Origin of the sequence: Marinobacter sp. DUT-3 (genome assembly GCF_050379435.1) — a bacterium.
Taxonomy (GTDB): Bacteria; Pseudomonadota; Gammaproteobacteria; order Pseudomonadales; family Oleiphilaceae; genus Marinobacter.
In genome coordinates this window covers 1-18,888 of sequence record NZ_JBNRMG010000001.1, presented here as the reverse complement: position 1 = coordinate 18,888, position 18,888 = coordinate 1, and the positions used below count along the sequence as shown (strand labels likewise).

17 protein-coding genes are annotated in these 18,888 nt (G+C 59.1%); 10 read left to right on the top strand and 7 right to left on the bottom strand.

Features of this window, described 5'->3' with window-relative positions; all coding sequences use genetic code 11:
* The first annotated feature begins 135 nt into the window (after positions 1 to 135).
* The 7 genes from ACQUWM_RS00085 to yjgA all read left to right on the top strand — a co-directional run bounded on the left by ACQUWM_RS00085 (position 136) and on the right by yjgA (position 5,842).
* Positions 136 to 1,656, top strand: a complete 1,521-nt coding sequence (locus ACQUWM_RS00085) for an RNA polymerase factor sigma-54 (RefSeq protein ID WP_428920761.1) — start codon at positions 136 to 138, stop codon at positions 1,654 to 1,656.
* A gap of 84 nt (positions 1,657 to 1,740) precedes the next feature.
* Entirely contained in the window at positions 1,741 to 2,049 is a 309-nt protein-coding gene (hpf, locus tag ACQUWM_RS00080; RefSeq protein ID WP_406988422.1) for a ribosome hibernation promoting factor, read from the top strand.
* 88 nt (positions 2,050 to 2,137) lie between these two features.
* Positions 2,138 to 2,608 carry a PTS IIA-like nitrogen regulatory protein PtsN gene (gene ptsN, locus ACQUWM_RS00075; RefSeq protein ID WP_406999042.1) on the top strand — a complete coding sequence of 157 codons (471 nt, stop codon included), beginning with the start codon at positions 2,138 to 2,140 and terminating at the stop codon, positions 2,606 to 2,608.
* A gap of 28 nt (positions 2,609 to 2,636) precedes the next feature.
* Positions 2,637 to 3,524, top strand: a complete 888-nt coding sequence (gene rapZ, locus ACQUWM_RS00070) for an RNase adapter RapZ (RefSeq protein WP_428920760.1) — start codon at positions 2,637 to 2,639, stop codon at positions 3,522 to 3,524.
* A gap of 7 nt (positions 3,525 to 3,531) precedes the next feature.
* On the top strand, positions 3,532 to 3,801 hold the full coding sequence (locus tag ACQUWM_RS00065; protein ID WP_406999046.1) for an HPr family phosphocarrier protein: 270 nt from the start codon (positions 3,532 to 3,534) through the stop codon (positions 3,799 to 3,801).
* Between the two features lie 111 nt (positions 3,802 to 3,912).
* Positions 3,913 to 5,274: a magnesium transporter gene (gene mgtE, locus ACQUWM_RS00060; RefSeq protein ID WP_406999048.1), complete on the top strand. Its 1,362-nt coding sequence runs from the start codon at positions 3,913 to 3,915 to the stop codon at positions 5,272 to 5,274.
* 46 nt (positions 5,275 to 5,320) lie between these two features.
* A complete protein-coding gene (yjgA, locus tag ACQUWM_RS00055) occupies positions 5,321 to 5,842 on the top strand; it encodes a ribosome biogenesis factor YjgA (protein ID WP_406999050.1) in 522 nt (173 codons plus the stop codon).
* 4 nt (positions 5,843 to 5,846) lie between these two features.
* Here yjgA and ACQUWM_RS00050 read toward each other — a convergent pair whose 3' ends face one another.
* The 7 genes from ACQUWM_RS00050 to ACQUWM_RS00020 form a co-directional block, all read right to left on the bottom strand.
* Positions 5,847 to 6,689, bottom strand: a complete 843-nt coding sequence (locus ACQUWM_RS00050; protein ID WP_406999052.1) for a carbon-nitrogen hydrolase family protein — start codon at positions 6,687 to 6,689, stop codon at positions 5,847 to 5,849.
* 34 nt (positions 6,690 to 6,723) lie between these two features.
* Complete coding sequence (locus ACQUWM_RS00045; RefSeq protein ID WP_428920759.1) at positions 6,724 to 10,461, bottom strand: YhdP family protein; 3,738 nt, start codon at positions 10,459 to 10,461, stop codon at positions 6,724 to 6,726.
* A gap of 13 nt (positions 10,462 to 10,474) precedes the next feature.
* Entirely contained in the window at positions 10,475 to 11,956 is a 1,482-nt protein-coding gene (rng, locus tag ACQUWM_RS00040) for a ribonuclease G (protein WP_428920758.1), read from the bottom strand.
* On the bottom strand, positions 11,949 to 12,551 hold the full coding sequence (locus tag ACQUWM_RS00035) for a Maf family protein (protein ID WP_428920757.1): 603 nt from the start codon (positions 12,549 to 12,551) through the stop codon (positions 11,949 to 11,951). Before ACQUWM_RS00035 ends, rng begins: the two co-directional genes overlap by 8 nt.
* Positions 12,552 to 12,560: 9 nt before the next feature.
* Positions 12,561 to 13,037, bottom strand: a complete 477-nt coding sequence (mreD, locus tag ACQUWM_RS00030) for a rod shape-determining protein MreD (protein ID WP_406988437.1) — start codon at positions 13,035 to 13,037, stop codon at positions 12,561 to 12,563.
* On the bottom strand, positions 13,037 to 13,873 hold the full coding sequence (gene mreC / locus ACQUWM_RS00025; protein WP_406999094.1) for a rod shape-determining protein MreC: 837 nt from the start codon (positions 13,871 to 13,873) through the stop codon (positions 13,037 to 13,039). The genes mreD and mreC overlap by 1 nt, the downstream gene beginning before the upstream one ends.
* Positions 13,874 to 14,058: 185 nt before the next feature.
* Entirely contained in the window at positions 14,059 to 15,099 is a 1,041-nt protein-coding gene (locus ACQUWM_RS00020; RefSeq protein ID WP_406988454.1) for a rod shape-determining protein, read from the bottom strand.
* A gap of 387 nt (positions 15,100 to 15,486) precedes the next feature.
* Between ACQUWM_RS00020 and gatC the strand changes: the two genes are divergently transcribed.
* Genes gatC through gatB form a run of 3 tightly spaced genes read left to right on the top strand, consistent with a single transcriptional unit; the run spans position 15,487 to position 18,737 of the window.
* Entirely contained in the window at positions 15,487 to 15,774 is a 288-nt protein-coding gene (gene gatC, locus ACQUWM_RS00015; protein WP_406988438.1) for an Asp-tRNA(Asn)/Glu-tRNA(Gln) amidotransferase subunit GatC, read from the top strand.
* Between the two features lie 32 nt (positions 15,775 to 15,806).
* Entirely contained in the window at positions 15,807 to 17,264 is a 1,458-nt protein-coding gene (gatA, locus tag ACQUWM_RS00010) for an Asp-tRNA(Asn)/Glu-tRNA(Gln) amidotransferase subunit GatA (protein ID WP_428920756.1), read from the top strand.
* Between the two features lie 21 nt (positions 17,265 to 17,285).
* Positions 17,286 to 18,737, top strand: a complete 1,452-nt coding sequence (gatB, locus tag ACQUWM_RS00005; protein WP_428920755.1) for an Asp-tRNA(Asn)/Glu-tRNA(Gln) amidotransferase subunit GatB — start codon at positions 17,286 to 17,288, stop codon at positions 18,735 to 18,737.
* Positions 18,738 to 18,888: the final 151 nt, after the last annotated feature.

Genomic DNA, 18,888 nt, shown 5'->3' with positions numbered 1-18,888 from the left:
ATTGTCATGTTGGTGACAAGCAAGTACACTCGGCAAAGAACTTGCTTGGTCTGGCAAGTAGCCAGCATACAACGAATTTTTTTGCAATCACCCGTTAAGACGGTGCTATTGAGTCACGGATCCTGAACCATGGTTATGAAAGCGTCATTACAGTTAAAACTGGGTCAGAGCCTGACCATGACGCCCCAGTTGCAGCAGGCGATCAAGCTTCTGCAACTCTCCACACTGGACCTGCAGCAGGAAATCCAGCAGGCGCTGGACTCGAACCCCATGCTGGAAACGTCGGAAGATGACGACGCGCCCGACGCCAACGAATCCGGGCAGGACAACGAGGAGTCGGCCAAGGCCGAGGAAACCGCTTCAGCGGCGGAATCCGCCACCGACTGGGATGAATCCGAGAATGGCCCCGACTGGTCGTCGGAGAACGACATTCCCGACAACATCCCCGATGACCTGCCGGTAGACACCGCCTGGGATGACATCTACCAGTCCGCGCCAGCACCGGCGGCCCGCAACGACGACGAAAACGACAGCGACTTCGAAACCCGCAACTCCCCGACGGAAACCCTTCAGGACCATCTCGAATGGCAGCTGAACCTGACGCCTCTCAGCGAACGGGACCAGGCCATCGCCCACGCCCTGATGGACGCGGTAGACGAACGCGGATACCTGACTACCTCCATTGAGGAAATCCATTCCGGACTGGTTGACGACACGGAAGACGACCCGCTGGAACTGGATGAAGTGGAGGCCGTGCTGCACCGCCTGCAACACTTTGATCCTCCCGGCGTCTTTGCCCGTGACCTGCAGGGGTGCCTGCTGATCCAGCTGAACCAGTTGCCCCCGGACACCCCCTGGCTGGCCCAGGCGCGACTGGTTATCACCCATTACATCAACCTTCTGGGCAACCGGGATTACGCGCAACTGCTGCGCCGCAGCCGCCTGAAGGAAGACCAGCTGCGGGAAGTGCTGGCGCTGATCACCAGCCTCAACCCGCGCCCGGGCGATTCGGTGGACCGGGCGGAGCCGGACTATGTCATTCCCGACGTGATGGTTCGCAAGCATAACGGGCGCTGGCGTGTTGAACTCAATCCGGACATTGCGCCACGAATCCGGGTCAATGCCAGCTATGCCTCCCTGATCAAGCGCGCGGACAGCAGTGCCGACAACACCTACCTGAGAGATCAGCTGCAGGAAGCCAAATGGTTCATCAAGAGCCTGCAGAGCCGGAACGAAACCCTGCTCAAGGTGGCAACCCGCATTGTCGAGCACCAGCAGGGATTTCTGGATCATGGCGAGGAAGCCATGAAGCCGCTGATCCTCTCGGACATAGCCCAGGCCGTGGAAATGCATGAGTCCACCATTTCCCGGGTGACCACACAGAAATACATGCACACCCCCCGTGGCATCTTCGAACTGAAGTACTTTTTCTCCAGCCATGTCAGCACCGATGAGGGCGGAGAGTGTTCCTCAACCGCGATCCGTGCCATGATCAAGAAACTGATTGCGTCAGAAACTCCGAAAAAGCCATTGAGCGATAGCAAAATTGCAGCCATGCTAGGAGAACAGGGCATCAAGGTAGCCAGGCGGACCGTAGCCAAATATCGGGAGGCTATGCACATTCCGCCATCCAACGAACGAAAACGGCTGGTTTGACCCGACAGGATCCGCCGGCGTGAACAGCGCTGGCACACCGTCAGCCCTTAACAGGGGCCGGCAAGATGACGACAGGAGACGCCTATGCAACTCAATATTTCAGGCCACCATGTAGAATTGACCCCCGCACTGAAAGATTACGTATCAGGCAAGTTTGAAAAGCTCGAGCGCCATTTTGACCACATCAGCAACTGCCAGGTAACGCTTGAGGTGGAGAAGGTACGGCAGATGGCGGAGGCGACACTCCATGTGATTGGCGGTGAGATTCACGCAAAGGCGGAAAACGATGACATGTACGCAGCGATTGATTCGCTGATTGACAAGCTGGACCGTCAGATTCTCAAGCACAAGGAAAAGAACGTCGATCGTATGCATGGTAACGGCGCCCGTTAAGGCGCTGTTTTCCAGGCATTCAAAACAATCGAGCTGCGGCATGGGTTAACATGCCGCAGCCTTTTTTTTACGGAATTGCAGTCGATCCATGAGCGACACATCCCTGACTATAGAAAACATACTTGCACCGGAGCTGACCCTTTGCCGGGTAGCTGCGTCCAGCAAGAAACGCGTTCTGGAATTCATTGCCGAGGAGGTAAATCAGCAGGACGCCTCCCTCAGTGAGACCCAGATCTTCAACAACCTGATCTCACGGGAGCGGTTGGGAAGTACCGGCATCGGCCAGGGGATCGCTATCCCTCATTGCCGCCTGGACGGCCTGGACCGAGTGGTAGGCGTGCTGTTTACGCTGGAAGAAGGCGTGGGCTTTGACGCCATTGACAATCAGCCGGTGGACCTGGTGTTTGCCCTGATTGTTCCCAAGGAAGCCACCAGCGAACACCTGGAACTGCTCAGCCAGCTGGCGGAGAAGTTCAACGATCGCGGATTTTGCGATCAACTGCGGCAGTGTACCGATGCCCAGTCTCTTTACAGCCGCATGCTGGACAGTAACGGCTGATATTTTACTGACCGGAGGCAAACAGGCGATGAAACTGATTATTGTCAGTGGCAGGTCGGGCTCAGGGAAAAGTACGGCGCTGCATGTACTGGAAGACCTTGGTTTTTACTGTATTGATAACCTGCCCATTGGCCTGCTCTTCCCCCTGACCAAGGAAGCCGCCAGCCACAGCGACACTCCCGGTCGCCTGAAGAAGATGGCGGTCAGCATTGATGCCCGCAACCTGGCGGGTGAACTGACCAATTTCGAAGCCATTTACCGCCAACTCCAGAATACCGGCGTGACCGTCGAGATCATTTACCTGGACGCGGACGAACAATCCCTGCTTCAGCGTTTCCATGCCACCCGGCGCAAGCACCCGCTGAGCGACGACAAGACCTCGCTCCGTGAGGCCATCAGCAACGAGAAAAAACTGCTGGAACCGCTGTCCAAACTGGCCGACCTGTACATCGACACCACCGGTATGTCCATGTATGAGTTACGTGACATGGTCAAACAACGGATCGTCGGTCGCAAGGAGCAGGAACTGGCGCTGCTGTTCCAGTCGTTCGGGTTCAAGCACGGCGTGCCACTGGACTCTGACTACGTCTTCGACGTGCGCTGCCTGCCCAACCCTTACTGGGACACAAGCCTGCGACAGTTTGTCGGCACTGACCAACCGGTCATCGATTTCCTGGAAAAGGAACCACTGACCCGCAAGATGGTCGAGGACCTGACCACGTTCCTGGAAAGCTGGCTTCCTACCTTCGCTGACAGCAACCGAAGCTATATGACCATCTCCATCGGCTGCACCGGCGGCCAGCATCGCTCCGTCTACGTCTGCGAACAACTTGGCCAGCATTTCCGCCAGAAGTACAGCAACGTTCAGGTGCGCCACACGGAACTGCCGCACCTGCAACCCCGGGACCCAGCGTAACCTGCTTATGATTCGCCGAAACATCACCATTATCAACAAGCTGGGGTTGCACGCACGGGCAACCGCCAAGCTGGTTGCAACGGCGTCCGCTTACCAAAGTACCGTGAGAATCTGCGGCAAGGGCCGTGAGGTTGATGCCAAGAATATCATGCAGGTCATGATGTTGGCGGCCAGCAAGGGAACGGAAGTAGAGCTGATTGCAGACGGCGAGGACGAACAACAGGCCATTGAAGCCCTGGCCGAGCTAATCAATGACTATTTTGGCGAAGGCGAGTAAGGCCCCGTCTCGCTCGCCGGGCGGTTTTCTTCGACATTCACCTACAACTCTTTCTCACCTGTACCGCCTAACTCCGCTATAATACGGGGGTTTTCTGACTGTGGGTGATTCATGACCGATATTCTGGAAAAAAGCCAGGCCCGCCAGCGCCTTCGCTCCCTCAGCGAAGCGTTGGACAGTGGTGCGCTGAAACAGGTTGCACGCATCCTGAATGGCGGCCTGAGCCCCAGTGATATTGCTCACCTGCTGGAATCGTCACCGCCCCGCCAGCGGGCTCTGCTGTGGAACCTGGTCGATAAGCAGCTTGAAGGGGAGGTTCTCCAATACCTCAGCGATGACATCCGGGGCTACTTCCTCAGCCAGCTTAATGCCCAGGAACTGGCGGACATCCTGGAAGATTTCGAGTCGGATGACCTGGCCGACTTGCTGCAGCAGCTGCCGGATACCGTCATCCAGGAAGTCCTGGATACCATGGACGAGCAGGACCGGCAGCGGGTAGAGGAAGTTCTGTCCTACCCGGAGGACACCGCTGGCGGCCTGATGAACACGGACACCATCACGGTGCGCCCGGACATCAGCATCGATGTGGTATTACGCTACCTGCGCAGGCACCGCAACCTGCCGCCAATGACCGACAGTCTGATCGTGGTGAGCCGGCGGGATGAATTCATTGGTATGCTCCCGATCACCAAGATGCTGGTCTCCAATCCGGCGGCGACGGTGCGGGAAGTGATGGACACTGACATTGAACCCATTCCGGTGCTGTTGTCGGACACCAAGGTTGCCACCCTGTTTGAGCGCTACGACCTGATTTCCGCGCCGGTAGTGAATGAGGATGGTCGCCTGCTGGGCCGTATCACCATCGATGACGTGGTAGACGTTATCCGCGAGGACGCAGACCATTCGCTGATGAGCATGGCCGGTCTGGATGAGGACGAGGATACGTTCGCGCCAATCCTTAAAACGACCCGGCGCCGGGCCATCTGGCTGGGCATCAACCTGATTACCGCGTTCATTGCGTCCGGCGTTATCGGCATTTTTGAGGACACCATCGCCAAGGTGGTTGCACTGGCGGTGTTGATGCCCATTGTCGCCAGCATGGGCGGCATTGCCGGCAGCCAGACCCTGACTCTGGTGATCCGCGGCATGGCCGTGGGCCAGATCAGCGGCGTTAACGTCCGCTGGCTGCTGAACCGGGAGTTTGTGGTGGGCATGCTCAACGGCGTGCTCTGGGCCGTGGTGGTTGCCACGGCCGCAACGCTCTGGTTCAAGGATGTGTTGATTGGGGGTATCATTGCCGCGGCGTTGATTATCAATCTGGTAGCCGCCGCCCTGGTGGGTACGGTCCTGCCGCTGTTTCTCAAATCCCGTAATATTGACCCGGCGCTGGCCGGCAGCGTGATTCTGACTACGGTTACGGATGTGGTGGGTTTCATGGCCTTTCTCGGGCTGGCTACCATCTTCTATGCATAAATCCCTGTCGGATTAGCGAAGCGTAATCCGACGAACAGGCAACATTATGAACGATCACCAAGACAACGACGCGCCGGAATACTCTGGCCCCAGCAAATCCCAGCTGAAGCGGGAAATGCACGCCCTTCAGGATCTCGGCAAACGCATGCTGGAGCTGAGCAATGACCAGCTCGAAACCCTGACCATCAGCGACACCCTGAGGGCTGCGATCGAGGAATCCCGCCGCATTCGCCAGAATGAGGCCAAGCGCCGGCACCTGCAGTTCATCGGCAAGGTGATCCGCCAGGAAGACGATCCGGATGCCCTGAAGCGGGCGATTGATGCATTCGACGCCGGCAGCGAGGAACACACCCGCCGCCACCACCTGGCGGAACGCTGGCGTGACCGCATGATCAGCGAGGGCGATTCAGCGGTGGGCGAATTCGTGAACTATTGCCCCGGCGCCGATATCCAGCACCTGCGCAACCTCGCGCGTAATGCCCGCAAGGACGCGGAAAAGCAGAAGAATACCGGACAGGCGAGAAAGCTGTTCCGGTACTTGCGGGAAGCGATTGACGACGTGGAGTAGTTTTTTATAATCGCCGATGTTCCCAGACTGGCATGCGGGTGCGGACGTTGGCCAGGTGGTCGGCGTCCAGGGCTGCGGTCACCACTCCGGGGCCTTCTTCTGTAATCTCCGACACCACCTTGCCCCAGGGGTCGCAAATCAGGCTGTGGCCGTAGGTACGGCGGCGCTCGCTATTCTGACCGCCCTGCCCGGCAGCCACCACCCAAACCTGGTTCTCGATAGCCCTGGCGCGGATCAGCGCGTGCCAGTGGGCGTCCCCGGTCTGCCAGGTGAACGCACTGGGCAGGCAGATCCAGTCCGCCTCTTTGTCCCGCAGTGCGCGAAAGAGTTCGGGGAATCGCAGGTCATAGCAGATCGCCATCCCCAACCGGCCAAAAGGCGTTTCAATAGTCACCACGGCATCGCCGGGTTCGAACGTATCGGATTCCCGGTATTGGCCGTGGGCGTCTTCCACCATGGCGTCGAACAGGTGAATCTTGTCATACCGGCCAACCTCTTTGCCCTGATCATCGTAAACCAGGGCGGTGGCGCGGACCCGACCGTCGATCGCTGATCCGTCCGGGCGAGTGCCCATGGGTAATGAGCCCCCCACAATCCAGATCCCCAACCGGCGCGCCTGGTCAGCAAGGAATTGGCGGATGACCGGCGCGTCTGATGCCTCCTGCTGGCCACAAGTGACCATCTGGGAGGTGGCCAGCACCGCGAAGTTTTCCGGCAACACAGCCACACGGGCTCCTGCCCGCGCCGCTTCAGTCAGTAACCGGCCGGCTTCGCGCAGGTTGGCATCAATATCGTGGGTACTCACCATCTGGATGGCGGCGACGGTGGGTGCAGAAATATTGGTCATGGTCAGGCTCCGTTATCGTGCCGGGTTACGGGAATCACTCGCCGGTGTCGAATACCCGCCGCAGGTCTACCTCCGGCTCATCCCAGCTTCCGGTTACACTATAGGACGCACTGGTCAGTTTGCTCAATGGGTCTCCAAGAATCTTGTCCAGTACGAACAGGGCTCCGCCGATGGGCGCGCCGGCTCCCATCAGCAGTGCAGCCAGTGGCAGATTCTGGGTCAGCGGCAAGACCACCACCAACCGCATGTCCAGGGTTTCTTCCTCCATGTCGGTTGTACCGGACAGCTTGAAGGCGCCGGATGGCCCCACCACCTGTAACTCCGGATCCCAGCTAAGCAACCCATCGGTAATCACGGCTTTGCCGGAAATGGCGTCGAAGGCAACGCCCGCCTCGTACAGATCGGAGAAGTCCAGCTTCAGGCGACGCCAGAGGGTATCGGCGTTCAGCAGGTTGAACACGCGGAACACCTGGGCGGTATTATTGCGTTCCAGAATAACACCGTCATCCAGCCGCAGGCTGACCGATCCGCTCAGGGCATCGAACCCGAATTCATTGGGGCGGCCCGGCCAGTCAAGGTCCAGCTGGATGGCGGTTTCTTCGTTACGCAGCGGAATATCGGCATCAAACAGGTTGCCCAGGTCTCCCAGGGTGCCGCCCTCGATATTGCCCGCAAAGCGAGTCATCTCCCTGTCGCCGGCAATACTCCAGGTCATGTCACCGGCCAGTTTCAGCGAGTTGAGCTGGCCCTCAATCGCCTCCACCTTCAGGCGAAAGGGTTCCGGTCTGAGGCGAAAGGCCCAGCGGCCCAGCTCATCGTCGTTCAGCCTGAGTCGGGCGATACTCACGTTGATATCCGGCCACTCCCCTATTTCCAGCGCACGAAATGCTTCCAGCTGCTCATCAACCGTCAACAATTCCCTCTGATCCGGCTCTGTTCCGCCTTCACGAGTCAGATGAAGACTCTCGAAATCAGCAGTAATGGGATCATCGCCATCCGGCAGCACCACTCGCCCGACTGCCCGGTCCGAGCGGGTGTTGACGACCCACTGATCCCCCAGGTCACTGGCCGCGACGTCAATGTTCGTCAGTAGCTGGCGCCCCAGCCACAGCCGCTCGATATCCAGGTCAAAACCACCGGATTTCCGCAGAAGATCGAATGACAGCCGGTTCTCCCAGGTCACGGCGATGCCAAGGCCACCTTCACGGGCCGGGTCAATGGTCACGCTCAGGGGGGCTCCCTCATCCGCGGTTTTGGCCAGCGGTTCGGGCCAGTCAACGGACACGCCTTCCAGATTGGAACGGATGGTCACCGTCGACGCGGTTTCCGGCGACACATCCAGGGTGGCGGTGTAATCCGTTTCACCCTCCAGACCCAGGCCCACGTCGCGCCCAAGGCCCGCTCGGGTAAACGCCTGCGGCAGGCTGATCCGCCCCCGCTGCTGGATGGTCATGGCGCCGCTGCCATCATTCCGAGACAACGAGACAGTAACCGGATCACCCAGGAACACCGCTTTCAGCGGCTCGCCAGAAAATCCGGAGGTATTGCTGAACCCGAGCTCCCCTGACAATTGCTCCCAGACCAGATCCGCTTCCGGATAGGCGACCTGTCCGTTCTGTGTCGCCACCCTGGCTTCCACGTCCGGCTCGCCACTACCATCCAGGGGCATCTGCAGCCCCAGATCCAGCTGATAGTCACCACCAACCGATATGCTCCGCCCGGCAGCCCCCGCCATTTCGCCCAGCGGGCTGTTCTCCATCCAGTACGACACCGCCGCCCCTGGAACCGCCGCAGATGCGTCCACGAAGAGCCGCAGGCGATTGTCCACCGGCTCCACCCGCACCTGCCCCCGCTCGAGTTGCAGTTGTCCGGTGGTGCCCTGCTCCAGCTCAACCCGGGTCTGTCCGTTGTGAATGAACACTTCGCCCCGGCCGTTTTCCACGGCCGGCCAGCGCTCGTCGTAACGCACGCTGGCGTTATCGAAGCGATACCGCATGGATGACACGAAGGACCCCGGTGGCGCGTCCCGGTTGATCAGCCCGTGACCGTAATAGACGCCCTCGGTGATATCCGCATCGGTAATGGCTGTGGTCAGCCTCTCATACAGCCCGGGATCAACAACATGCACCGGCACAAACTCCGCCAGCATGTCAGCCTCACCATTCCTGACGCCCACCTGCAGGCTGAGGTTATCCTCACCCTCACGATCCATGCGCAGATCAAACGCCCCGGTCAGTTCGGTGTTCTCGCCATATTCCATGCGGATGTCGTCGGACCAGACCCGGGTAATGGGCCCCTCCATCTGCCACGCCACCCTTGCGCCGATAGAGGTCATTATCCAGTTATCGCGAAACAACAGGGGGAAACCCAGCGTCGCGTTCTCGCTATCGGCCACCACATAGCCGCGACGGTGATCCATCACGATACGACCATTCAGCCCCCGCACTTCCGGAGCCCCGCGATAGGCTTCGACACTGACGTCGTCCAGAATCCCGAAGAGCTCAAACCCTTCGCCGTCCTGACCGGGCACCTGCACACGCAAATCGTCAAGCCGGCCCCCAGGGCGGTAATTATCCAGCGCCTGACTCGCGACCGGGGGCAACAGACCAATGCTGGAGACCACCCTCCGCAACGGTCTGAGCGGCACGTCATCAGCGATGATATCCAGCCCTTCTTGGCGCCGGATCACCCGCAGGTTGAAGGGAGACACCTGATCGCCATCCCAGGTCCACTCCAGGTCATTGAGATGAAGCTCGCCATCACCGGCCAGGGTTTCAAGGTCGACCGGTTCATCTTCCGTCAGCCCGGTCTCGCTGCGACGCCAGCCAAACCTGGCACGAATGTCCTCCAGTGGCGCCAGGGACTCACGATCCACTCCAAGCTGAAGATAGGGTGTTTCCACCGTGCCGGTCACCTGTTCCAGACGCCCTTCGCGGAAGGTCAGCCAGGCATGGCCGCCCAGGTCGAAACCCTCCACGCGGATGTTCCGCCAGCTATATTCGTCAACCAGACCGTCGAACAGCCGTCCCGAGTTCACATCGACATAAAGCTGGCCGGTGAAATCGCCCCGGAAAAAGTGCTGTCCCAGCAGGCTGAAGCTGGCCAGTTGCTCGGTGGTTCCCGCCTGCATGGCACGGCCCGACGCCTTGAATAGCCCACGGTGGTATACCAGGTCCAACTGCGGAATATCGAGGTGGCGGATCTTGTCGTTATTGTCCCGGACTCCGAGACTGACGCGGGTAATCTTCACGCGGGGGTCCGACAGCCAGTCTCCGGCCCGGTCCAGCCACAGCTTAAGGTCGTTGGTGACCGGTTTCGGCAGATCCGCCCCTTCGACGGAAACCGCCCCACGGGGTGTCTGATTGAGGGTCAGCGCCAGACCATCGGCTTCGAACTCGCCAAATACAATGCGGAAACGGAACAGGGAGGAGAGGGTGTCCAGGCGGATACGAAGGTGCTGCAGGGACGCCGCGATCTCGCTGCCGTCCTCGCTTCTGACGACAAGGTCGCGAGCCTCAAGGGAAGGATCCAGCCAGGTCCAGCCGGATCTCAGGGACCCTATCGAGATCTCGTGCCCGAGCTCCTGCGACAGGCGTGCTTCAATGTCATCCCGGAAGCTGTCGATGTTCTGGGTCAGTTGCCGCCCGATTCCGGCAAACAGCGCCAGCAGGACCAATGCGACCAGCAGCGACCACCACACCAGGCTGGCCAGTCTGGAGGCCAGCCGGACCGGTGTGCTCTCCGGATCCTGGTCGTCGATCATGGATGACATCGCTTATCTATGATTACAGCAGGACTACGTCGTACTGTTCCTGGCTGTAGAATGGCTCTACCTGAAACCGGATGGTTTTCTCTATGAAGGTTTCCAGGTCGGCAACGTTATCGGATTCCTCATCCAGCAGCCGATCCACCACGCTCTGGGAAGCCATCACCAGGTAGCTTTCCGTGTCGTAGGCCCGGTTCACCCGGAGAATTTCCCGGAATATCTCATAGCATACCGTTTCGCTGGTCTTCAGGAAGCCACGGCCATCACAGATCGGGCAAGGCTCACAGAGGATCTGTCCCAGGCTTTCCGTGGTCCGCTTGCGGGTCATTTCCACCAGCCCCAGTTCCGATACCCCGGTTATCTTGGTCTTGGCGTGGTCACGCTCCAGCATCTTTTCCAGCATACGGTGGACCTGGCGCTGGTGCTCGGAATCTTCCATGTCGATGAAATCAATGATGATAATGCCGCCCAGATTCCGCAAGCGCAGTTGCCGGCTGATGGCCCGGGCCGCCTCGAGGTTGGTCTTGAAGATGGTTTCTTCCAGATTCCGGTGCCCGACAAACGCCCCGGTGTTGATGTCGATGGTGGTCATCGCTTCGGTCTGGTCGATGATCACGTACCCGCCGGACTTCAACTGAACCTTGCGGCTGAGGGCTTTCTGGATCTCATCTTCCACGGAATACAGGTCAAAGATGGGCCGCTCGCCGGGGTAATATTCCACCTTGTCGGAAAACTCCGTGACGAATTCCTCAACGAATTCCATCACTCGCTGGTGGCTTTCCCGGCTGTCGATGCGGACCTTTTCAGTCTGGGGGCGGATCAGGTCGCGAATGGTGCGAATAAACAGCGGCAGGTCCTGATAGACCACTGTCGGCGCCTGAACCCGGGCAATGCGTTCATGGATGGACTGGCTGAGCCGGTGCAAATAGGCCATATCACCGATCAGGTCGTCTGGAGCGGCAGCCTCCGCCGCAGTGCGGATAATATAACCGCCCTCCGCGTCGGTCTGCTTCGCAGCGGATTCCTCTACCAGGGTTTTCAACCGCGCACGCTCGTTGTCATCCTCAATACGCTGGGAGATACCAACGTGAGAGGTACCCGGCATAAACACCAGGTAACGGGAAGGGATCGACAGCTGGGTGGTCAGGCGCGCCCCCTTGGTACCAATCGGGTCCTTGGTCACCTGAACCACCAGGGACTGACCTTCCCGCAGAAGGGTGCGGATATCGGGCACTACCTTTGGAGCTTCGTTGACCTCCTGTGCCGTTGACTGACTGACGACAACGTCGGAGGCGTGAATAAAGGCAGCACGCTCCAGCCCGATATCGACAAAGGCCGCTTCCATACCCGGCAATACCCGAACAACCTTGCCCTTGTAGATATTACCAACAATACCCTTGCGGCTGGTCCGCTCAATGTAGGCTTCCTGTAGCATGCCGTTTTCGACAAGAGCCACCCTTGTCTCGACCGGGGTAACGTTGATCAGAATTTCTTCACTCATTGTGGCTCTCCAGACTACGTTGCCAGACTTTCCAGACCGGGTAACCGGCTTGCGCCAGCAGTGTGGCGGTCTCCTGCAGCGGCAAACCCACCACCGCGCTATAACTGCCCCGTATTTCCTTTACAAAAATACCACCAAGTCCCTGAATTCCATAACTTCCTGCCTTATCCATCGGCTCCCCGCTTGCGACATAGGCGCGTATCTCTTCACTGGACAGACTCCGGAAGGTCACATCGGTAGTGACCAGACAGGTCGAGCAACGACCCTGGGACGCCAGCGCCACGGCGGTCATCACCTGATGAGTGTGGCCGGACAGCCGGCTCAGGGTTGCCTCGGCCTCGGCGGCATCGGCAGGCTTGCCAAGAATGTGGCCGCCCAGCACCACCGAGGTATCGGAACCGAGAACCAGCCATTCCGGATCCACCGCGCCTGCCAGGGCTTTTTCCCGCGCCAGGCGCTCGACGTAGGCCGAGGGGAGTTCCCCCGCTTCAGGCGTCTCGTCGATATCCACGGGCCGGGTATGAAAAGACAGACCAATCTGCGTCAGCAGTTCGGCGCGTCTGGGAGAGGCCGAAGCCAGAATGATGGACTGCATGGGAACATCCTATCCCAGTTTGCGGTTAAGGTTATCCAGCAGCACACACACAATGGGCCAGACAATGGCGCTGGTCAGTGCTGGCCAGAGGTAACTGAAACCGGCATCCTCACCGCCCAGCATCTGCTTTATGAAGTGCACCAGCATCTGGTTGATGCCAAGCAACAGGAATACCATCAGGCACTGCTGGGGCATTGGGTACATACGCAACCGCTGGTGAATGGTCAGCACCAGGAAGGCAATCAGCCCCATCGCCAGGCCATTGACGCCCAGCGGCGTGGCCTCCAGTACATCCAGCAGCAGCCCCAGGCACCAGGCCAGCAGGATGCCAAACTGTGCCGGGGCCCGAAACGTCCAGTAGAACACCATCAACCCCAGCCATTCGGGCCGGAATTCAAACCAGCCCACCGGGAACAGGGAAATACTCAGCACCAAAGCAAGGACCACACTGAGGGCGAAGACCGGATAACTGATCACAGATAACATCAGCGCACCTCTTCCCCGCCGGCTTCAACGCCGACGTTCACTGCGGCGCCGTCCTGGCCCGGCACGTTGCCGTCCTCGTCTCCCTCACCATCGGGCGGGAAGACCACCAGAACCAGACTGCTCTGGTTAAGGCGGGCTTTGGGGGTTGCATCAATATTCACGAAGGGTTCACCCGGCTCCTTGGTAATGCTGGCCACCTCGGCTACCGGATAGCCTTTGGGGAAACGCCCACCCAGGCCTGAACTGACCAGCAGGTCCCCCTCGCGGATATCAGCGGTGTCCGGCACATGCACCAGCTCCAGTGAATTAATATCGCCGTTGCCCAGCAGGATGGCTCGCAGGCCGTTACGCACCACTTCCACCGGTACCGCGTGGCTGCTGTCGGACACCAGCAGGACCCGTGAGGTGAAGCTGCTGGTTTGTTGCACCTGTCCCAGCAGGCCGTTGGCGTCGAGGATGGCCTGACCGACGGTGACACCGTCCCGACTGCCTTTGTTAATGATAACTTCATGGGAAAACGGATCCGGCGACACGCCCACGATTTCGCCCACAATGACGCGGTCATCCAGCACTTCCGATGAGTTCATCAGGCGACGCAGTTCGTTGTTCTCGGATGCCAGGGCCGCGTATTTCAGGGCGCGACGTTCAAGAATCAGCAGGCGGGCCCTGAGGTCTTCGTTCTCGGCCTGCAGGTCTTCGCGGGTTGTGAACAGGCCGGCAACCCAGTGCTCCAGCTCGGATGGCGCGTTGCCCAGCCAATGGATCGGGGCCAGGCCGGTACCGATCACACTGCGGACCGAGGTCAGTTTGTCAAAACGGGCGTCCGCAACGATCATTACCGCTGATATCACAATCACCAGCAACAATCTGAAACCGGGAACGGGGCCTTGCACAAAGATGGTTTTAATGGCTGATCCTCCCGCCATTAAATACCGGGCAGATACGACAACCGCCGCAGTGGTAGCCCACTTGCGGCGGTCGGGGACGAGAGGGTGTCAGGCGTGATGCCAGTACCACGGTATTACGCCTCCTGAGAGAACATTCCGATTCCACCCCGGTCAATCACTTCCAGCGCCTTGCCGCCACCGCGGGCGACACAGGTCAGCGGGTCTTCGGCAATAATCACCGGCAGGCCGGTTTCCTCGCTGATCAGCTTGTCGAGGCCACGCAGCAAGGCGCCACCACCGGTCAGCACAATGCCGCGCTCGGCGATGTCGGAAGCCAGTTCGGGCGGAGACTGTTCCAGCGCGCTTTTGACGGTCTGGACAATCTGGGCCAGGGACTCCTGCAGGGCATCGAGAATTTCTTCGCTGTTCAGGGTGAAGGCCCTGGGTACGCCTTCAGCCAGGTTGCGACCGCGAACATCGATCTCGCGGATGTCCAGACCTTCATAGGCACAGCCGATTTCGTGCTTGATGCGTTCGGCCGTGGAATCACCGATCAGGCTGCCGTAGTTGCGGCGTACGTAGGTGACGATGGCTTCGTCAAACTTGTCACCACCAACCCGGACGGATTCGGCATAGACAATGCCGTTCAGGGAGATGATGGCAATTTCGGTGGTACCGCCGCCGATGTCGACGATCATGGAACCGCTGGCTTCTTCTACCGGCAGACCGGCACCGATCGCCGCAGCCATGGGTTCTTCGATCAGGTAGACTTCACGAGCACCTGCACCGAGGGCGGATTCACGGATGGCTTTGCGCTCAACCTGGGTCGATTTGCTTGGCACACAGACCAGTACCCGCGGGCTGGGGGTGATGAAGCTGTTTTCATGCACTTTGTGGATAAAGTGCTGCAGCATTTTTTCGGTCACCACGAAATCTGCGATCACGCCGTCTTTCATGGGGCGGATGGCGGTGATGTTCCCGGGCGTGCGGCCCAGCATCCGTTTTGCTTCGGAGCCGACTGCGGCGACCATTTTCTGGGAGTTACTGGTGCGGATGGCCACAACGGAGGGCTCATTCAGCACAATTCCGCGCTCACGCACGTAGATTAGGGTGTTCGCGGTGCCCAGGTCGATGGACAGGTCGCTGGAAAACATTCCTCGGAGTCTTTTAATCAACATTCGTGTAGTTTCAACCTGAGAGTTGCAGTCGCAGAAAAGATGCGGCAACTTTAGCAGTGAGCACCCCCGCAGGCAAGGCACGATCAGGCCCTGAGCCCATCCATTAACACTTTGCCACAAGTTTGCTACACAAAGTGGCCCCCTCCCGCCAATGCCGGAATCTGTTACCATACCGCTTTTATCTCTAGCTTGGGTGCAGGGCGCCTGGGAGACGGCTTTCCAAAACACGCTGTGAATACGTCCTTGTACGCTTGGGCTCCGCCATCCATGGCTCCGCACAGTTTTGGAAAGCCGTCTCCCAGGCACCCTCGTAGTCCGTGCAATTTTCGGCTGGCGTCAGCTCAGCCCATAAGTTACTGAAACTTCATATTTCTGGGAGGCAATGTGACCATTTCCCGCAAGGACATTGAAAAAGTCGCTGTGCTCGCCCGCATTCGTGTGGACGAGGAGCAGGTCTCGGCACTTGAGAAAGACCTGGGCAATATTCTGGACCTGGTCGATCAGCTGGGTGCGGCGGACACGGACAATGTGGAGCCCCTGGCCCACCCGCTGGATGCGGTCCAGCGCCTGCGCGCAGATGAGGTTACGGAGACCAATCAGCGGGAAGCTTTCCAGGCCATAGCGCCGGCGACCGAAGACGGTCTTTACCTTGTACCCCGCGTTATCGAGTGATCGGACGAACAGCGACGTAAACAGGAAGTATCATGCATAACAAATCTGTAGCAGAGCTCTCCCGCGAGCTGGAACGCGGCGAGATTTCCAGTGTGGAGCTGACTCAGCAGTTTCTTGACCGCATCAAGCAGGAAGACGGTCGGTTCAACAGTTTTATTACGGTGACCGAAGAGCAGGCACTGGCGGATGCGAAGGCGGCGGACGAGCAACGTGCTGCCGGTAACGCCACCCCCTGGACTGGTGTGCCTTTTGCCCACAAGGACATTTTCTGCACCAGCGGGGTTCGTACCACCTGTGGTTCGAAGATGCTGGAGAACTTTGTGCCTCCTTATAACGCCACGGTGACGGAGAATTTCCGTAATGTCGGCGCGGTGTGTCTGGGTAAGACCAATATGGATGAGTTCGCCATGGGCTCTTCCACGGAGTCGAGTTATTTTGGCGCCACTGCTAACCCGTGGGGTCTGAGCCAGGGCGAGAAGCGGGTTCCGGGCGGGTCGTCCGGCGGTTCTGCTGCCGCGGTGGCCGCGCGGTTGGTGCCGGCAGCGACGGCGACGGATACCGGCGGATCCATCCGCCAGCCGGCAGCCCTGTGTGGCGTTACCGGCCTGAAGCCGACCTACGGGCGGGTTTCCCGTTATGGGATGATTGCGTTTGCCTCCAGTCTGGATCAGGGCGGCACTATGGCGCGGACGGCGGAAGACAACGCACTGATGCTGAACGTGATGGCGGGCTTTGATCCGAAGGACTCCACGTCTATTGACCGGGAGGTGCCGGATTACACCGCGACGCTGAATGAGCCATTGAAAGGCCTGAAGATCGGGTTGCCGAAGGAGTACTTCAGTGATCAGCTCAGCCCGGCGATGGAGGAGCAGGTTCGCAATGCGGTGAAGGAATACGAAAAGCTGGGGGCGACGGTTAAAGAGGTGTCGCTGCCGAACGCTAAACTGGCGATCGCCGCTTACTACGTGATTGCGCCTGCCGAGGCGTCCGCCAACCTGTCTCGTTTTGACGGGGCGCGTTACGGTTACCGCTGCGAAGACCCGAAAGACCTGATGGACATGTACACCCGCACCCGCGCTGAAGGTTTCGGTAATGAGGTCAAGCGCCGTATTCTGGTGGGCACCTATGCGTTGTCTGCCGGCTACTTTGATGCCTATTACCTGAAGGCTCAGAAAGTTCGCCGCCTGATTCAGCAGGACTTTATCAATGCCTTCAAGGAAGTGGACGTGCTGATGAGCCCGACCACGCCATCTCCGGCGTTCATCCAGGGCGAGAAGACCAACGATCCGGTCACCATGTATCTGGAGGACGTGTTCACCATCGCCATTAACCTGGCGGGCGTGCCGGCCATGTCGGTGCCGGCCGGTTTCGTGGATGGCCTGCCGGTAGGGCTGCAAATTATCGGGGATTATTTCTCCGAGGCCCGCTTGCTGAACGCCGCCCATCAATTCCAGCAGGTGACCGACTGGCACCAGCGTGAACCGCAATAAGCCCGAGACAGGAGAATGAGTATGCAGTGGGACATTGTGATCGGGCTGGAAATTCACGTTCAGCTCGCCACCCAGACCAAGATTTTTTCCGGCTCCAGCACCGCCTACGGCGCCGAGCCCAACACCCAGGCCAACGCGGTTGATCTGGCCATGCCAGGCACCCTGCCCGTGCCCAATGAACAGGCGTTCCGCTACGCAGTGATGTTTGGCTTGGCAGTGAATGCCGAGATCGAACGCCGTTCAGTGTTCGAACGCAAGAACTATTTCTACCCGGACCTGCCCAAGGGCTACCAGACCACCCAGCTGGAACGCCCGATTGTCGGCCCCGGCTATGTGGACATTGACCTGGCCAGCGGCGAATCCAAACGCGTGCGCATTCACCACGCCCACCTGGAGGAAGATGCGGGCAAGTCCCTGCACGAAGACTTCCACGGCATGACCGGCATCGACCTGAACCGCGCCGGCACGCCGCTGATCGAGGTGGTCACCGAGCCTGACATGACCAATGCCGAGGAAGCCGTGGCGTTTGCCAAGAAACTTCACGGCATTGTGACGTCACTGGGCATCTGTGACGGCGACATGTCTCAGGGCTCCATGCGTTTTGACGTCAACATCTCGCTGAAGCCGAAGGGCTCCGACACCCTGGGCACCCGCACGGAAACCAAGAACCTGAACTCCTTCCGTTTCATGGAACAGGCCATTGCCCACGAAGTCGAGCGGCAGATGGACATTCTGGAAGACGGCGGCACGATCGTGCAGGAAACCCGCCTGTACAACGGCGACCGGGATGAGTCCCGTTCCATGCGGACCAAGGAAGAAGCCAACGATTACCGCTATTTCCCTTGCCCGGACCTGTTGCCGGTGGAAATCGATGATTCATTCATCGAGGAAGCCCGCAACAGTCTCCCGGAACTGCCGGATGCCCGTAAAGCACGTTTTATGGATCAGTACGGCCTCAACGACTACGATGCAGGTCTGCTGGCCGGGGATTCAAGACTGGCCGCTTTCTTCGAGGAAGCCGTCAGCCATGGTAAAGACGCCAAGCTGACATCTAACTGGATCCAGGGCGAATTCTCCGCGCGGCTGAATGCTGAAGAGAAATCGGTAGCCGACTCCCCCATTACCGGCGCCCAGTTGGGTGATCTGGTGGTGCGGATTGCCGACAACACGATTTCCTCCGCTGGCGCGAAGAAGGTATTCGAGGCGCTTTGGAGCGGCGAGAACGACAATGTCGACGCCATCATCGATGCCAAGGGCCTGAAGCAGGTCTCTGACACCGGCGCCCTGGAGTCGATGGTCGATGAGGTTCTGGCCGGCATGCCGGATCAGGTGGCCCAGTACCAGAATGAGGAAGATCCCAAGAAGCGCAAGAAAATGCTTGGCGGCTTCATGGGGCCTCTGATGAAGGCATCAAAAGGTCAGGGAAATCCGAAGCTGTTTAACGAGATTCTTGTTAGGAAGCTTGGGGGCTAGGCCTTTTGCTGGGTCGTGCCTGTATAGCGCGGCCCTAGCCTGATAGCTTGAGGGAGGGGCGTGTTTGATGCCCCTTCCCAAAAACCGCTACGAGCACATCCATGTGCGCTTCTCTCCGGCCATCCATGGCCTCCGAAATTTTTGGGAAGGG

Coding starts and splice junctions, on each gene's coding strand:
- ACQUWM_RS00085 (WP_428920761.1), top strand. CDS start 136: ATGAAAGCGTCATTACAGTTAAAACTGGGTCAGAGCCTGACCATGACG.
- hpf (WP_406988422.1), top strand. CDS start 1,741: ATGCAACTCAATATTTCAGGCCACCATGTAGAATTGACCCCCGCACTG.
- ptsN (WP_406999042.1), top strand. CDS start 2,138: ATGAGCGACACATCCCTGACTATAGAAAACATACTTGCACCGGAGCTG.
- rapZ (WP_428920760.1), top strand. CDS start 2,637: ATGAAACTGATTATTGTCAGTGGCAGGTCGGGCTCAGGGAAAAGTACG.
- ACQUWM_RS00065 (WP_406999046.1), top strand. CDS start 3,532: ATGATTCGCCGAAACATCACCATTATCAACAAGCTGGGGTTGCACGCA.
- mgtE (WP_406999048.1), top strand. CDS start 3,913: ATGACCGATATTCTGGAAAAAAGCCAGGCCCGCCAGCGCCTTCGCTCC.
- yjgA (WP_406999050.1), top strand. CDS start 5,321: ATGAACGATCACCAAGACAACGACGCGCCGGAATACTCTGGCCCCAGC.
- ACQUWM_RS00050 (WP_406999052.1), bottom strand. CDS start 6,689: ATGACCAATATTTCTGCACCCACCGTCGCCGCCATCCAGATGGTGAGT.
- ACQUWM_RS00045 (WP_428920759.1), bottom strand. CDS start 10,461: ATGTCATCCATGATCGACGACCAGGATCCGGAGAGCACACCGGTCCGG.
- rng (WP_428920758.1), bottom strand. CDS start 11,956: ATGAGTGAAGAAATTCTGATCAACGTTACCCCGGTCGAGACAAGGGTG.
- ACQUWM_RS00035 (WP_428920757.1), bottom strand. CDS start 12,551: ATGCAGTCCATCATTCTGGCTTCGGCCTCTCCCAGACGCGCCGAACTG.
- mreD (WP_406988437.1), bottom strand. CDS start 13,037: ATGTTATCTGTGATCAGTTATCCGGTCTTCGCCCTCAGTGTGGTCCTT.
- mreC (WP_406999094.1), bottom strand. CDS start 13,873: ATGATCGTTGCGGACGCCCGTTTTGACAAACTGACCTCGGTCCGCAGT.
- gatA (WP_428920756.1), top strand. CDS start 15,807: ATGCATAACAAATCTGTAGCAGAGCTCTCCCGCGAGCTGGAACGCGGC.
- gatB (WP_428920755.1), top strand. CDS start 17,286: ATGCAGTGGGACATTGTGATCGGGCTGGAAATTCACGTTCAGCTCGCC.